Annotated in this window: 10 protein-coding genes; 8 read left to right on the top strand and 2 right to left on the bottom strand. The window is 66.1% G+C overall.

Going from position 1 to position 14,184, the window contains the following annotated elements; translation table 11 throughout:
* Nucleotides 1-125 precede the first annotated feature (125 nt).
* A complete protein-coding gene (locus J2R80_RS16320; RefSeq protein ID WP_253638879.1) occupies nt 126-851 on the bottom strand; it encodes an alpha/beta hydrolase in 726 nt (241 codons plus the stop codon).
* A 152-nt stretch (nt 852-1,003) separates the two neighbouring features.
* Between J2R80_RS16320 and J2R80_RS16325 the strand changes: the two genes are divergently transcribed.
* Together J2R80_RS16325 and J2R80_RS16330 are read left to right on the top strand one after the other, a co-directional pair.
* Complete coding sequence (locus tag J2R80_RS16325) at nt 1,004-1,984, top strand: helix-turn-helix domain-containing protein (RefSeq protein ID WP_253638880.1); 981 nt, start codon at nt 1,004-1,006, stop codon at nt 1,982-1,984.
* A gap of 20 nt (nt 1,985-2,004) precedes the next feature.
* Nucleotides 2,005-3,072: a maleylacetate reductase gene (locus tag J2R80_RS16330; protein ID WP_253638881.1), complete on the top strand. Its 1,068-nt coding sequence runs from the start codon at nt 2,005-2,007 to the stop codon at nt 3,070-3,072.
* 1 nt (nt 3,073) lies between these two features.
* On the opposite strand, the gene J2R80_RS16335 is transcribed toward J2R80_RS16330, so the two are convergent.
* A complete protein-coding gene (locus J2R80_RS16335) occupies nt 3,074-4,528 on the bottom strand; it encodes a GH1 family beta-glucosidase (protein ID WP_253638882.1) in 1,455 nt (484 codons plus the stop codon).
* Nucleotides 4,529-4,777: 249 nt separating this feature from the next.
* Here J2R80_RS16335 and J2R80_RS16340 point away from each other — a divergent pair, with 249 nt between their 5' ends.
* From J2R80_RS16340 to J2R80_RS16365, 6 genes are all read left to right on the top strand, one after another.
* Entirely contained in the window at nt 4,778-7,444 is a 2,667-nt protein-coding gene (locus tag J2R80_RS16340) for a M1 family metallopeptidase (RefSeq protein ID WP_253638883.1), read from the top strand.
* Nucleotides 7,445-7,522: 78 nt separating this feature from the next.
* Entirely contained in the window at nt 7,523-9,175 is a 1,653-nt protein-coding gene (locus J2R80_RS16345) for an acetolactate synthase large subunit (RefSeq protein ID WP_253638884.1), read from the top strand.
* Nucleotides 9,176-9,406: 231 nt separating this feature from the next.
* Nucleotides 9,407-11,047: a phosphoglucomutase (alpha-D-glucose-1,6-bisphosphate-dependent) gene (pgm, locus tag J2R80_RS16350; protein ID WP_253638885.1), complete on the top strand. Its 1,641-nt coding sequence runs from the start codon at nt 9,407-9,409 to the stop codon at nt 11,045-11,047.
* 23 nt (nt 11,048-11,070) lie between these two features.
* On the top strand, nt 11,071-12,027 hold the full coding sequence (locus tag J2R80_RS16355; RefSeq protein ID WP_253638886.1) for an NAD(P)-dependent oxidoreductase: 957 nt from the start codon (nt 11,071-11,073) through the stop codon (nt 12,025-12,027).
* A complete protein-coding gene (locus J2R80_RS16360) occupies nt 12,020-12,895 on the top strand; it encodes a dihydrodipicolinate synthase family protein (protein WP_253638887.1) in 876 nt (291 codons plus the stop codon). The genes J2R80_RS16355 and J2R80_RS16360 overlap by 8 nt, the downstream gene beginning before the upstream one ends.
* A 97-nt stretch (nt 12,896-12,992) precedes the next feature.
* Complete coding sequence (locus J2R80_RS16365) at nt 12,993-14,081, top strand: S1C family serine protease (protein WP_253638888.1); 1,089 nt, start codon at nt 12,993-12,995, stop codon at nt 14,079-14,081.
* Nucleotides 14,082-14,184: the final 103 nt, after the last annotated feature.

Raw genomic sequence — 14,184 nt, forward strand, 5'->3', positions numbered from 1 at the left:
GGTGAGGGGCCGTCCCCGCATCTGCGGTGATAGCTGCGTTTGTGGAGACTCCCCCTCACCCGGAACGCATCTAATGATGCGTTCCGACCTCTCCCCGCACGCGGGGCGAGGTGAAACGGAGGCCGCTAATCGCGGCCGGCGTCGAGGAAGGCCTGCGCCAGCCGCTCGGGGTTGGAGAAGCACAGCTCGTGGCTGCCCGGCACCTGGACCAGGCGGAACAGTCCGAGCTTCTCCGACAACCGTGGATGCCAGGGCAGGCTGTGCGGCATCGCGGTGTCCTCCGTGCAGTTCACGTAGGACTTTGCGATCGGCATCTCGGCCGGATTGGTGCGCAGCGCGATCTTGTCCTGGAAGGTCTTCAACGGGTGCGGGTTGAGCTTGTCATAGGTGCGCTGCGCCGTATCGAGATCGGCGTCGTTGATGAAGGCCTCGCGCCAGATCGGGAACGGCAGCACCACCGAGCCGTCGCCCCGCTCGGCATGAATGGCGTCGAACAGGCCGCGATAGTGCGGCGGCACCATGTCGTTGAGGCATTCGCCATTGTTCGGGACAAAGGCGTTCCAGTAGACGAGGCGGCGGATGCGGTTCGCGGCGGCGTCGGCAACGCCGGTGATGACCATGCCGCCATAGCTGTGGCCGACCAGGACGATGTCCTTGAGGTCATGCTCGGCGAGATAATCCACGATCGACTGGATCGCCTCGGCGAGGCCGGAATCCTTCCGGTCGCCGGGCCGGTTGCCCCTGATGGTCGGGGTGTGGACGGCATGGCCGGCCTTGCGGATGGCGGCCGCAACCGGCTCAAACTCGGCGCCGGTATGCCAGGCGCCATGGACGAGAACATAGGTCGACATGTTGTACCTCCCTGTCTGGATTGCCGCGTCCGGACCGCCCGGGATACGCGCAAGTTTCATCCGCTTCCTGATGGATATTGACCTGGATATTGACCTGGACCCGCGGAACGCGCTTGGCTGTGAGCGAACCGGACTGGGCTCGGAGTGAACTGATGCAGCAAATCGCCGCCGCGGATCGCTCGCGCAGGCTGAGCTGGAATACCGCGGACACGAGGCCCGGCGAGCAGTTCGCGTACTACCGCGAGGCGATCTGCCAGGCCTTCATGAACCTGACGCCGGAGCCGCCGGCGACGCCGGGCTTCCTCGCCCGCGTCGAGACCGTTGGGCTCGGCGATGGCGCGGTCAACCGGGTCAGCTTCCCGGAGCATGTCGTGCGGCGCTCCGCTGCCGACATCGCCGCGTCCAGCCGGCGCTGCTACTACCTCAATCTGAAGCTTGCCGGCCGCTGCCGGATCCAGCAGGCGGGACGCGAGATCAGCCTGTCGCCGGGGCAGGTCGGAATCTTCGACAGCGGCCAGCGCTTCGCGCTGCTGCACGACCGCGGCCCGGCGCTGCAGGTCGCCTCGTTCTGGGTGCCGGCCGGGGCGCTCGATGAACGGCTGCCGTCGGCGCCCGAGGTCGCGCCGGCGCGGGTTTCGGATGATCCCTTCGTTGGCCATCTCATCACCGAGACGGCGCAGGTCCTGAACACATCCGCGCTCCGTGCTTCGGACGCGGACAACGCACGGCTGTTCGGCGTGCTGCTCGATCTGGTCGCGCTCAGCCTGTCGCGCAGTGGTCGCGCAGGTGTCGGGGAGAGCGCAAGCCTTGCCGACGCGACCTGGCTTGCGCTGCGCCGTGCCGTGGACCGCAGGCTGCGCGAGCCCGGCCTCGGCGTTGCCGCCATTGCGGCTGCGATCGGCATCAGCGAGCGCTATGTCCACAAACTGTTCGAGCGCGCCGGCACGACATTCGCCAGCCATGTGATGGACCGCCGTCTCGACGGCGCCGCGCGCGATCTGAGGGATCCCGCGGTCGCCGGGCGCGCGATCGGCGACATCGCGTTCGACTGGGGCTTCTCCGACCTGTCGCATTTCACGCGGCGCTTCAGGCACCGCTTCGGCTGCACGCCGCGCGACTGGCGCCGCGGCTGACCAACGCTTCGGAAATCGCCATGACGCAGCCGTTCACCTACCAGGTCAGCCCGATGCGGGTCGTGTTTGGGGTCGGCACCGTCGCGCAGCTGGCGGACGAGCTCGACCGGCTCGGCATCAATCGCGCGCTGGTGCTGGCGAGCCGGCGGCAGCAGGCCGAGCTCGGCGATCTCGCTGACCTGACCGGCGGCCGTGTGGCCGGATTGTTCGACGGTGCAGTGGTGCACACGCCGGTCGCGGTGACCGAATGTGCGATGGAGATCGTCCGCGAGCTCAAGCCGGACGGCGTGGTTGCGATCGGCGCCGGCGCCGCGGCCGGCCTCAGCAAGGCGATTGCGCTGCGCACTGACCTGCCGCAACTGATCGTGCCGACCAGTTATGCCGGCTCCGAGATGACGCCGGTGCTCGGCGAGACCGTCGACGGCGTCAAGACCACGCAATCATCGCCCAAGATCCTGCCCGAGACCGTGATCTACGACGTCAACCTGACGATCTCGATGCCGGCAAAATTCTCCGCGATCTCCGGCCTCAACGCGATCGCGCACGCGGCCGAGGCGCTGTACGCGCGGGACGGCAACCCGATCACCTGGCTGATGGCGGAAGAGGCGATTGCGAAGCTTGCCTCGTCGCTGCCCAACGTGATCGCGCGTCCGCGCGATCTCGAGGCACGCGCGGACGCGCTCTATGGTGCCTGGCTGTGCGCCGTCTGTCTCGGCACCGTCGGCATGGCGCTGCATCACAAGCTCTGCCACACCGTCGGCGCGCTGTTCGACCTGCCGCATGCCGAGACCCATGCGGTGCTGCTGCCGCATACCATCGCCTACAACACGCCGGCCGCACGCGAGGCGATCGGCCGTGCCGCGAACGCGCTTGGGGCGGCCAGCGCCGCCGATGGCCTGTTCGATCTGTCGGCAAGGCTCGGCGCGCCGCGCTCGCTCGCCGAGATCGGCATGCCCGAGGACGGCATCGCAAAGGCGGCCGCGCTCGCCACCAAAAATCCTTACTGGAATCCGAGGCCGATCGAGGAGAGCGGCATCCGCGACCTGCTGAAGCGCGCGTGGTCCGGCGCGCGCCCGCAGGCCGGATAGATCACACCCCGATCGCGTTGCGCGCGATCACGTCGCGGTAGAACGCCGCGCTCAATTTCGGCACCCGGGCCTGGGTCTCGAAATCCACCCGGTAGAGGCCGAAGCGCTTCTCATAGCCGAAGATCCATTCGAAATTGTCCATCAGGCTCCACAGGAAATAGCCGTGGACCGGGACCCCGTCGGCGGTCGCGCGCTGCAATTGGGCGAGATAGTTGCGCAGGAACATGATGCGGTCGAGATCGTAGATCTGCCCGTCCGGATGCACCTTGTCCTCACCGGACGTGCCGTTCTCGCTGATATAGATGCTCTTGATGTTCCACAGCTTGGCGGCGATCCGCGGCGCCCAATAGATCGTCTCTGGCGCGATCCGCAGCCATTCCGAGCTCATATGCGGGAAGGAAGCCGGCATCGGCAGCGGCTTCCAGCCGGGGGCATGGTCGGTGGCAAGGATGTAGCATTGCGGCGCGTAGATGTTCAGGCCGACGAAATCATTGGGCTGCGAGATGATCTTCAGTTCGTCAGCGGTAAATTTGGGCGCATCCGCGCCGGCAAATTGCAGGAAGCCTTCGGTGTACCTGCCTTCGAGGACGACACCGAGAAAACCTGCATTGAGCTCGCGCGTCGCGGTCTCGGTGGCGCGGATGTTCTCCGGCGTGTTGAAGGCGGGCACGCAGGCGGTGATGTTCTCGGCCGGCCCGACCCGCGTGCCGGCACGGCCCTTGGCGCGGATCGCCTGCACCGCAAGGCCGTGCGCCAGCGCCACATGATGGCGCGCCTGGTTCACCTCGCCAGCCGGCAGCTTCAGCCCCGGGGCGTCGACGCCGAGCGCATAGCCGAACGGGAGGAAACGTCCGACCTCGTTGAGGGTGAAGACGTTCTTCACGCGGTCGGTCAGTCGCTGCGCCACGTAGCCGGCATAGTCGCCGAACGCCTTCGAAGTGTCCCGCGAGCGCCAGCCGCCGACGCGGTCCTGCAGCGCCTGGGGCAGGTCCCAGTGATAGAGCGTGGCGTAGGGCTCGATGCCGTTCGCCAGCAGCTCGTCGACCAGGCGGTTGTAGAAGTCGAGGCCCTTCGGGTTCGGCGTGCCGGTGCCATCGGGAAATACCCGAGGCCAGGCGATCGAGAAGCGATAGGCCTTGGCGCCGAGATCCTTGATGAGGCGGACGTCCTCCTTGTAGCGGTGATAGTGATCGTTGGCGCGGTCGCCGGTCGAGCCGTCCTCGATCTTGCCCGATGTGTGGGTGAAAGTGTCCCAGATCGATGGGCCGCGGCCGTCCTCATTGACCGCGCCCTCGACCTGGTAGGACGAGGTTGCGGTGCCCCAGACGAAGCCCGTGGGAAAGTTCGTGCCGTCCGGCCGCGACGCGCGGTTTGCAGCCTCGGCAGGGCCGGTCAAACCGAGCGCCGAGAGGCCTGCAAGGCCCGCAAACTGCCGGCGCGAGAACTTTCCGAACATTGTTGTCTCCCGTCGCGGATGTTGCCGCTGGAATGCGGGCCGTAGGTTAACCTTCCATTCCGCCGTTGAGCAACAAGGGTCGGTGGGCCAAAGCGCCGTGGCGAACGGCGCACCGATCAATGCGAACCATTGTGATGTCAATGTCGCGGAGTTGTCAGTTTTGTGGCGACATTTTCTCTACTAGATTGCCTGCTACGTCATTCCGCAATGACATCCGAATATCCCCGAGATTCCCGTGAGCTGCGCGCGATGAACAAGCCTGCAACCCATGTCCGAACGGCGCTGCTGCGTTGTCTTGCCACTGCGATCGGCTTGGCTTTGGCGATGGCCGCAAGCGCGCATGCCGAGCAGACATTTTCGTTCGACCGCACGCCCGGAAAGCTGCCGAAGACGGTCGTCCCGTTGCATTACGCGATCGAGCTGACGCCTGATATCACGGGCCTCGCTCTGCCGGGCGTCGAGACCGTCGACATCGAGGTACGCGAGGCGACCGCGCAGCTGACGCTGAACGCGGTCAACACGACATTCGCAGAGGTCACGATCGATGACGGCGCGCAGCACGCGGAGGTCGCGACCGACGCCGCCGCGCAGACCGCAACGCTGACCTTCGCCAGGCCGCTTGCGGCCGGCCGCCACAAGCTGCGTATCGCCTTCACGGCGCAGATCAACAAATTCGGCACCGGCCTGTTCTCGGTCGACTACCCGACCAGGACCGGGATCAAGCGGATGATCTCCAGCAAGCTGGAGCCGGCCGATGCGAGGCGGATCTTCCCGTGCTGGGACGAGCCGTCGTTCAAGCCGAGCTTCGCGCTGACCGTCGTCATTCCGCGCAATCTGCTCGCGGTCGGCAACATGCCCGTGACCAGCGAAGAGCCGGTCGCCGGCGATCTCAAAAAGGTTGCGTTCGCGCCGACGCCGAAGATGTCGAGCTATCTGTTCGTGCTCACGGTTGGCGAGCTCGAGCGCGTCACAGCGGATGCCGGCGGCGTCACGGTCGGCGTGGTGACGACGGAGGGCAAGAGCGGGCAGGGCCGGTTCGCGCTCGACAGCGCGGTGAAGCTGCTCGCCTATTACAACGACTATTTCGGCGTCAAATATCCGCTGCCGAAGCTGGACCTGATCGCCGTTCCGGGCGGGTTCGGCGGCGCGATGGAGAATTGGGGCGGCATCACCTTCTTCGAGAGCCGGCTGCTGTTCGATCCCGCGACGTCCGCCGAGACCGCGCGGCGTGGCATCTTCGCCATCATCGCGCACGAGATGGCGCATATGTGGTTCGGCGATCTCGTCACCATGGCGTGGTGGGACAATCTCTGGCTCAACGAGGGCTTTGCCAGCTGGATGGCAACCAAGGCCTCGGAGCAGTTCTATCCAGAGTGGCAGGGCTGGCTGAACGGCTACGGCGCGAAGCAGTTCGCCATGGCGCTCGATGCGCGGCGCACCTCGCATCCCGTGCAGCAGCCGATTGCCGATCACAGCGAAGCGGTGACGGCGTTCGACGCCATCACCTACAGCAAGGGGCAGGCGTTGATCCGCATGCTCGAGACCTATCTCGGCGAACCGGCGTTCCGCGACGGCATCCGCAAATACATGGCCGCGCATGCCTACAGCAACGCGACAACAGCTGATCTCTGGCAGGCGCTCGAGAGTAGCGGCGGCAAGACCATCACCGGTATCGCCGCCTCGTTCACCGCGCAGGACGGCGTGCCGCTGGTCGTGGCCGAGGCGGCCTGCGATGGCATGGCGCAACGTCTGACCCTGCGGCAGGATCGCTTCGTGATCGCGCCGGCCAACAATCCGCCGCTGCCGGCCCGCAACTGGCAGATCCCCGTTGCGGTCGGACCGGCGCATGGCAAGCCGTTTGACGAGATATTGTTGAAGGGGAGCACCGATATCCCGGCCGGCGCCTGCGGCGATGCGATCAAGGTCAACCTCGGCGACGTCGGCTACTTCAGAGTCGAGTACGGCCCGAAGAACCGTGCGGCGTTGCTGAACGCATTCCCGCAAATGCAGGTCACGGACCGTCTCAATGTCGTCACCGACAGCTGGGCGCTGGTGCAGGCGGGCCGCGCGGAGGCGCCGTCCTATCTCGCGCTGCTCGATGCGCTCGATGCCGGTGACCAACGCGCGGTGTGGGACCAGGTGATCTCGACATTCGCGGCGCTGAACCGGCTGTCGCGCGGCCGCACCGAGCGGCCGGTGATCCAGGCCTATGCCCGCGCCAAGCTGCGCCCGGTGTTCGATCGGGTCGGATGGGACGGCGCCGGTTCAGGCGACGATGACACTGCGTTGTTGCGTGCAAGCCTGATCTCGACGCTTGGCGATCTCGGGGATGCAGCTATTGTGGCGGAAGCGAAGCGGCGCTTTGCGGGATTCGTCGATGATCCCAATTCGCTTCCGACCGCATTGCGCGATGCCGTCACGCATGTTGTCGGTGTGACCGCCGATCGGGCGACCTACGGCCAGCTGCTGGCGCTCGCGCGCAACAGCACGGCGACCAATGAACGGCTGCGCTATTATCTCGCGGCGGCAAGCGCCCGCGATGCCGAATTGGCGCGGGCGACGCTGGCGTTGACGCTGACCAACGAATTGCCCGACACGATCGTGACGGGGATGATCAACGCGGTTGCGTCTTCAGGCGAGCAGCCGCAGCTCGCCTGGGACTTCGTCCGGACTAATTTCGATACGTTGCTGGCAAGGCAGGGGCCGAACTTCCGCGACCAGTTCGTGCCGAACTTCATGACCAATTTTACCGATGAGGACCATGCGGCGGAACTGACCGCGTTTGCTCCGTCGCAATCGACCACCGGCGGACGGGTGATGGTGGCGCGATCCGTGCAGGCGATCGCGATCTCGGCCGATCTCGCCGCGCGCGTGCTGCCCGCCGCCGACGGCTGGATCAGGGCGCGCAAACCGTGAGATCGCGAAGCAGTTTCCGGCGGCGCGCGATGCGGCTATGCTCCGTGCGCGGCATGCAATCAACGATGCGAGGCTGAGATGGTCAAAGGTTCCGATTTGCTGGTCGCGGCCCTCGAGAATGAGGGCGTGGAGCGGGTATTCGGCGTCCCGGGCGAGGAGAATCTCGATGTCGTCGAGAGCCTGCGCAAATCCTCGATCAAACTGATCGTGACCCGCCACGAGCAGGCGGCGGCGTTCATGGCGGCGACCTATGGCCGGCTGACCGGTAAGCCCGGCGTCTGCATGACGACGCTCGGCCCCGGCGCGCTTAACCTCACGACAGGCGCCGCCTATGCGCTGCTCGGCGCGATGCCGATGGTGATGCTGACCGGACAGAAGGGCATCCTGAGCAGCCGGCAGGCCAAGTTCCAGATTGTCGACATCGTCAACACGTTTCGCCCGCTGACCAAATTGTCGCTGCAGATCGTCAGCGGCGCGACCATTCCGACGCTGGTTCGCGACGCCTTCCGAATTGCGACGCAGGAACGGCCGGGGCCGGTGCTGCTCGAACTGCCGGAAGATATCGCAGGCGAGGAGACTGCGCCGGTCGAAATGATACCGCCGCATCCGATCGAGATTCCGATCGCGCACGCGGCTGCGCTCGATCGCGCCGCCGACATGATCCTGAAAGCGCAGCGCCCGCTGATCATGCTTGGTGCTGCGGCATCGCGTCCGCGTTCGACTGCCGGGATCGGTGACTTCGTGCGGCGCACGAAGATCCCGTTCATCACCACGCAGATGGGCAAGGGCACGGTGTCGGGCGGCACCAATCAGTATATGGGAACCGCCGCGCTGAGCGAGCGCGACTACGTGCACGAGGCGATCGACCGCGCCGACCTCATCATCGCGATCGGTCACGACACGGTCGAGAAGCCGCCTTTCATCATGGGCCCGAAGGGGCCGCAGGTGATCCATGTCAGCTACATGCCGGCAACGGTCGAGCAGGTCTATTTCCCGCAATGCGAGGTGATCGGCGACGTCGGTCCGAGCCTTGAATTGCTGGCCGATCGGGTCGAGGGAAAGCTGCCGCATGCCAGCGCGCTGCTCAGCCTGCGCCAAAGCATTCTGGCCAAGATCACCGATCGCGCCACCGAGGGCCGCTGGCCGCCGACGCCGCAGCGCATCGTGCACGATGTGCGGCAGGTCATTCCCGAGGACGGCATCGTCGCGCTCGACAACGGCATGTACAAGATCTGGTTCGCGCGCAATTACCGCACGCTGCTCGCGAACTCGCTGCTGCTCGACAACGCGCTCGCGACCATGGGCGCCGGCCTGCCGTCGGCTATGATGGCGGCGATGCTGTATCCGAATAACCGCGTGCTCGCGGTCTGTGGCGATGGCGGCTTCATGATGAACTCGCAGGAGCTCGAGACCGCGGTCCGCCTCAAGCTCAATCTGGTGATCCTGATCCTGGAGGATTCCGCCTACGGCATGATCCGCTGGAAGCAGGCGGTCGACAATTTCCCGGATTTCGGCCTGACCTTCGGCAATCCGGATTTCGTCAAATACGCCGAAAGCTACGGCGCCAAGGGTTCGCGGATCGCGAGCACGGATGCGATCGTTCCGACCCTGGAACGGGCGTTTTCCGGCGGCGGCGTGCATCTTGTCGTGGTGCCGATCGACTATACCGAGAACAAGCGGGTGCTGGTCGACGAATTGCGCGAGAAGGTGCAGCAGATCGATGTGTCGTAGAGCATGATCCGGACCCGAGGGGCCGCGTTAGCGCAAAGTGCGAAGCGGTTTTCCCTCGCGACAAACGCAAAGCGTTTGCGCGGAGATCATGCTCAAACAAGAAGCTGAAGCACTGCTGCGGTGGCCAAGGAACGAAAAGCCCTCGGCTTGATTGAACGTAAGCCGCCATGGTAGCACGCCACTGCATCACCATTGCGCAGATGGTCGGCGATACCAGATCTGAGAGGTCACGTGACTGCACCAAATCCTGCCGCCGGCAAACCCATCGATCCCGCCCAGCTCGCCAATGTGCCGCGGCTGGTCACGGCCTATTTTGCCGGCAAGCCCGACGCTGGCGATCCCGCTCAGCGGGTTGCGTTCGGCACCTCGGGCCATCGCGGCTCGTCGCTGAAGAATTCCTTCAACGAGGACCATATCCTCGCCACCACGCAGGCGATCTGCGATTACCGGCGCGAGAAGGGCCTCACCGGACCGCTGTTCATCGGCATCGACACCCATGCGCTGGCTGAGCCGGCGCTGGCCAGCGCGGTCGAGGTGTTCGCGGCCAACGGCGTCGAGATCATGATCGACGCGCAGGCCGGCTACACCCCGACGCCGGTGATCTCGCATGCGATTCTGAGCTACAACAAGGGCCGTAGCGCGGGCCTCGCCGACGGCGTCGTCATCACGCCGTCACACAACCCGCCGGAGGACGGCGGCTACAAGTACAATCCACCGCATGGTGGTCCGGCCGACACCGACGTCACCGCCGTGGTCGAGAAGAACGCCAACCGCTACATCGAGGCCGGCCTCAAGGGCGTCGCGCGGCTGTCCTATGATCGCGCGCGCAAGGCGGCGACCACGCATCTGCACGATTATATCACGCCCTATGTCGCCGATCTCGGCAACACCGTCGATCTCGCGCTGATCAAGTCTGCCGGCGTCAAGATCGGCATCGACCCGCTCGGCGGCGCGGCGGTGCACTACTGGCAGCCGATCATCGCGCGCTACGGCATCAACGCGTCAGTCGTCAACGAGGCGGTCGATCCGACCTTCCGCTTCATGACCGCGGACTGGGACGGCAAGATCCGGATGGACTGCTCGTCGCCTTATGCGATGGCGAGCCTGATCGGGATGCGCGACCGTTTCGACGTCGCTTTCGCCAACGACACCGACGCCGACCGCCACGGCATCGTGACCCGCTCGAACGGGCTGATGAACCCGAACCACTTCCTTGCCACCGCGATCGCCTATCTGTTTGCGCACCGGCCGCAATGGAGCAAGGACGCCGCGATCGGCAAGACCATCGTGTCGAGCTCGATCATCGATCGCGTGGCGAAGAAGCTGGGCCGCGAGCTGGTCGAGACGCCGGTCGGCTTCAAATGGTTCGTCGACGGGCTCGGCAGCGGCGGCTTCGGCTTTGCCGGCGAGGAGAGCGCGGGCGCTTCGTTCCTGAAGCGCGACGGCTCGGTGTGGACCACCGACAAGGACGGCATCATCCTCGGCCTCTTGGCAGCCGAGATCATCGCCAGGACCGGCCGCGATCCGAGCGAATTGTTCGGCGAGCTGACCGCCGAACTCGGCGTTCCCTATTACGAGCGCATCGATGTGGCGGCGACGCCGAAGCAGAAGAACGCGCTGAAGGCGCTCGGGCCCGAGCAACTCAACATGACGCAGCTCGCCGGCGATGCCGTGCGCGCGGTCAGGACCAAGGCGCCGGGCAACGACCAGCCGTTCGGCGGCATCAAGGTCGAGAGCGAGGCGGGCTGGTTCGCCGCGCGTCCCTCCGGCACCGAGGATGTCTACAAGATCTACGCCGAGAGCTTCCGCGGGCCGGATCATCTGAAGCAGATCCAGGGCGATGCGCAGGCCGCGATCGCCAAGGTGTTCTGAAAGGCGCGGGCCGGGCAGAATTCATGCGAATATTGTTGACCGGCTCCTCCGGCTGGCTCGGCCGTTTCCTCGCGCCGCGGCTTCGACAGGCCGGCCATGACGTGGTTGGCCTCGACGTCGTCCCGGGTGAGGCGACCGATGTCACAGGCTCGGTAGCCGAACGATCGGTGGTCGAGCGTGTGTTCGCCGATCACGGCATCGAGGCCGTGATCCATGGCGGGGCGCTGCACAAGCCTGATATCGCGCGGTTCGCGCCGCAGGCCTTTGTCGACGTCAACGTCACAGGCACGCTCAATTTGCTGCAGGCGGCAGTGGCTGCCGGCCACGACCGTTTCGTCTTCACCTCGACGACCTCGCTGATGATTTCGCAGGCGATCCGCGACGAGGAAGGCCATGCTGCGGTGTGGCTCGACGAGACGACAGGACCGCTCGAGCCGCGCAACATCTACGGAGTGACAAAACTCGCCGCTGAAGGGCTGTGCCGCCTGTATAGCCGCGAGCACGGGCTGAACTGCGCGGTGCTGCGCACCAGCCGCTTCTTCCCGGAGGATGACGACACCATCCGTGACATCCATGGCGAGAACCTGAAGGCGACCGAGCTGTTGTACCGCCGCCTCACGGTCGAGGACGCCGCCGATGCCCATGTCGTGGCGCTCGACAAGATCCGCGGCTTCGAGGTCTTCGTGATCAGCGCGCCGACGCCGTTCAAGCGTGGCGATGTCGCCGACCTGAAGACGGACGCGGCCGGGGTCATCGCGCGCACATTCCCCGATGCGCCGGCGCTGTTCGCGCGGCTTGGCTGGCGCCTGCCGAAATCGATCGGCCGGATCTACGATGCCGGCAAGGCCGAACGGCTGCTCGGCTTCCGCGCCGGCACGGATTTCGCAGCGGTGCTCGGCGCCTTGCGCAGCGGCGCGCCGCTTCCCTTTGCGCACGATCCCGATTATGTCTCGCCGTCAACGAGGCTTGCAAATGGCTGATTTCCACGGCGTCTTTCCGTACCTGGTGTCCCCGGTCGACCCTGCCGGCCATGTCCGCACCGAGGTGCTGGGCCGGCTCTGCGACGATCTGGTCAAGGCCGGCGTCCACGGCCTGACGCCGCTCGGCTCGACCGGCGAATTCGCCTACCTCAACAATGCGCAGCGCATGCAGGTGGTGGCGACCACGATCGAGGCCGCGCAGGGCCGCGTGCCGGTGGTCGCCGGCGTCGCCTCGACCTCGACGGCGGATGCGGTGGCGCAGGCCAAGGCCTACCAGAAGCGCGGCGCGACCGGCATCCTCGCGATCATGGAGGCGTATTTTCCGGTCGGTGATGCGCAGGTGGAAGCCTATTTCCGCGCCATCGCCGACGCCGTCGACATTCCGGTCGTGATCTATACCAATCCGAATTTCCAGCGCTCCGACCTCACGCTTGACGTCATCGCGCGGCTCGCCGGGCATCCGCGCATCGGTTACATCAAGGACGCGTCGACCAACACCGGGCGGCTGCTGTCGATCATGAACCGCTGCGGCGACGGCCTGAAAGTGTTCTCGGCCTCCGCCCATATTCCGGCCGCGGTGATGCTGATCGGCGGCTATGGCTGGATGGCGGGCCCGGCCTGCATCATCCCGCGGCAAAGCGTCGAGCTCTACAATCTGTGCCGCCGCACCCGCTGGGATGAGGCGATGGCCCTGCAGCGCAAGCTGTGGCGCATCAACGAGGCGTTTGCCCGCTTCAACCTCGCCGCCTGCATCAAGGCCGGGCTCGCGAGCCAGGGCTACGACGTCGGCGATCCCGTGCCGCCGCAGGCGCCGCTCACGGCCGAGCAGCGCAAGGTGGTCGAGGCGGCGTTGCGCGATCTGGCCTGAAGCCGTCGGGGACTGCGCGGCAAAATGCCGGGCAATCCGCCTTGGCTATGCCGGAAACCTCCGCTTGGTCAGCGCGTTTGTTGCGTGGAGCACAGCAATGAATCGGCGTACCGTCCTTGTACCGGCCGTGATCGCGGCCATTCTGCTGATATTCGCGGCCGGCAGCATCCGTCAGGCGCCGTGGAGCGGCCCGGCTGCCCGCGCGGTCACCGAGCGCGGCGCGCTGTCGGATGCCGAAAAGGCCAATGTCGAGATCTTCGAGAAGGTCTCGCCGTCGGTCGTGCAGGTGGTGACGCAAACCGCCGCCAATCCGCTGAGCGAGGAGCAGGAGGGCGGCGCGGCGTCGGGCACCGGCATTGTCTGGGACAATGACGGCCACGTCGTCACCAACAATCACGTGGTGCAGAACGCAAGCCAGGTCGCGATCCGCTTTGCCTCCGGCGAAGCGGTGCGCGCCGAAATCGTCGGCACGGCGCCGAACTACGACCTGGCGGTGCTGCGCATCCGCAGCGCGCGCAAGCTGCCGCCGTCACTGGCGCTCGGCAGCTCGGCCGATCTCAAGGTCGGCCAGTTTGCCTATGCGATCGGCAACCCGTTCGGGCTCGATCAATCGATGTCCAGCGGCATCATCAGCGCGCTCAAGCGCCGGCTGCCGACCTCGAGCGGCCGCGAGATCTCCAACGTGATCCAGACCGACACCGCGATCAATCCGGGCAATTCGGGTGGCCCGTTGCTCGATTCTGCCGGGCGGCTGATCGGCGTGACCACGGCGATCCTGTCGCCGTCGGGCTCGAATGCCGGCATCGGCTTCGCGATCCCGGTCGACATCGTCAATCGCGTGGTGCCAGACCTGATCCGCAACGGCCGCGTGCCGACGCCGGGGATCGGCATCGTGACCGCGAATGAGGCGGTCGCCACGCGTATCGGTGCCGAAGGATTGATCGTGGTGCGCACGACACCGGGGTCGCCGGCCGAGCGCGCCGGGATACGCGGGGTCGACATGTCGACCGGTGAGCTCGGCGACGTGATCACCGCGGTCGACGGCAAGCCGGTGCACCGGCTCTCCGATCTGGCCGACCAGCTCGAGCAGATCGGGGTCGGCAAGAAAGTGCGGCTCAGCGTGAACCGCGACGGCTCGGCGCGCGATGTCGAGGTCGCCATCGTCGATATCGGCCGGGCGCAATGATGTCGTCACTGGCCTGACGCGTGCCGCCGGATTGTGCTTCCGCGCGCCGCGCGACGAGATGCCTGTCCTTCGGCCGGCGCGTGGTTGTCAGGCCGCCAAAATC

It is taken from the genome of Bradyrhizobium sp. USDA 4541, assembly GCF_024171085.1.
GTDB lineage: Bacteria > Pseudomonadota > Alphaproteobacteria > Rhizobiales > Xanthobacteraceae > Bradyrhizobium > Bradyrhizobium australafricanum.

Excerpts from the sequence above, each read along its gene's own strand:
- J2R80_RS16345 (WP_253638884.1), top strand. The coding sequence starts at position 7,523 with ATGGTCAAAGGTTCCGATTTGCTGGTCGCGGCCCTCGAGAATGAGGGC.
- J2R80_RS16330 (WP_253638881.1), top strand. The coding sequence starts at position 2,005 with ATGACGCAGCCGTTCACCTACCAGGTCAGCCCGATGCGGGTCGTGTTT.
- J2R80_RS16365 (WP_253638888.1), top strand. The coding sequence starts at position 12,993 with ATGAATCGGCGTACCGTCCTTGTACCGGCCGTGATCGCGGCCATTCTG.
- J2R80_RS16320 (WP_253638879.1), bottom strand. The coding sequence starts at position 851 with ATGTCGACCTATGTTCTCGTCCATGGCGCCTGGCATACCGGCGCCGAG.
- J2R80_RS16335 (WP_253638882.1), bottom strand. The coding sequence starts at position 4,528 with ATGTTCGGAAAGTTCTCGCGCCGGCAGTTTGCGGGCCTTGCAGGCCTC.
- J2R80_RS16360 (WP_253638887.1), top strand. The coding sequence starts at position 12,020 with ATGGCTGATTTCCACGGCGTCTTTCCGTACCTGGTGTCCCCGGTCGAC.
- J2R80_RS16340 (WP_253638883.1), top strand. The coding sequence starts at position 4,778 with ATGAACAAGCCTGCAACCCATGTCCGAACGGCGCTGCTGCGTTGTCTT.
- J2R80_RS16355 (WP_253638886.1), top strand. The coding sequence starts at position 11,071 with ATGCGAATATTGTTGACCGGCTCCTCCGGCTGGCTCGGCCGTTTCCTC.
- J2R80_RS16325 (WP_253638880.1), top strand. The coding sequence starts at position 1,004 with ATGCAGCAAATCGCCGCCGCGGATCGCTCGCGCAGGCTGAGCTGGAAT.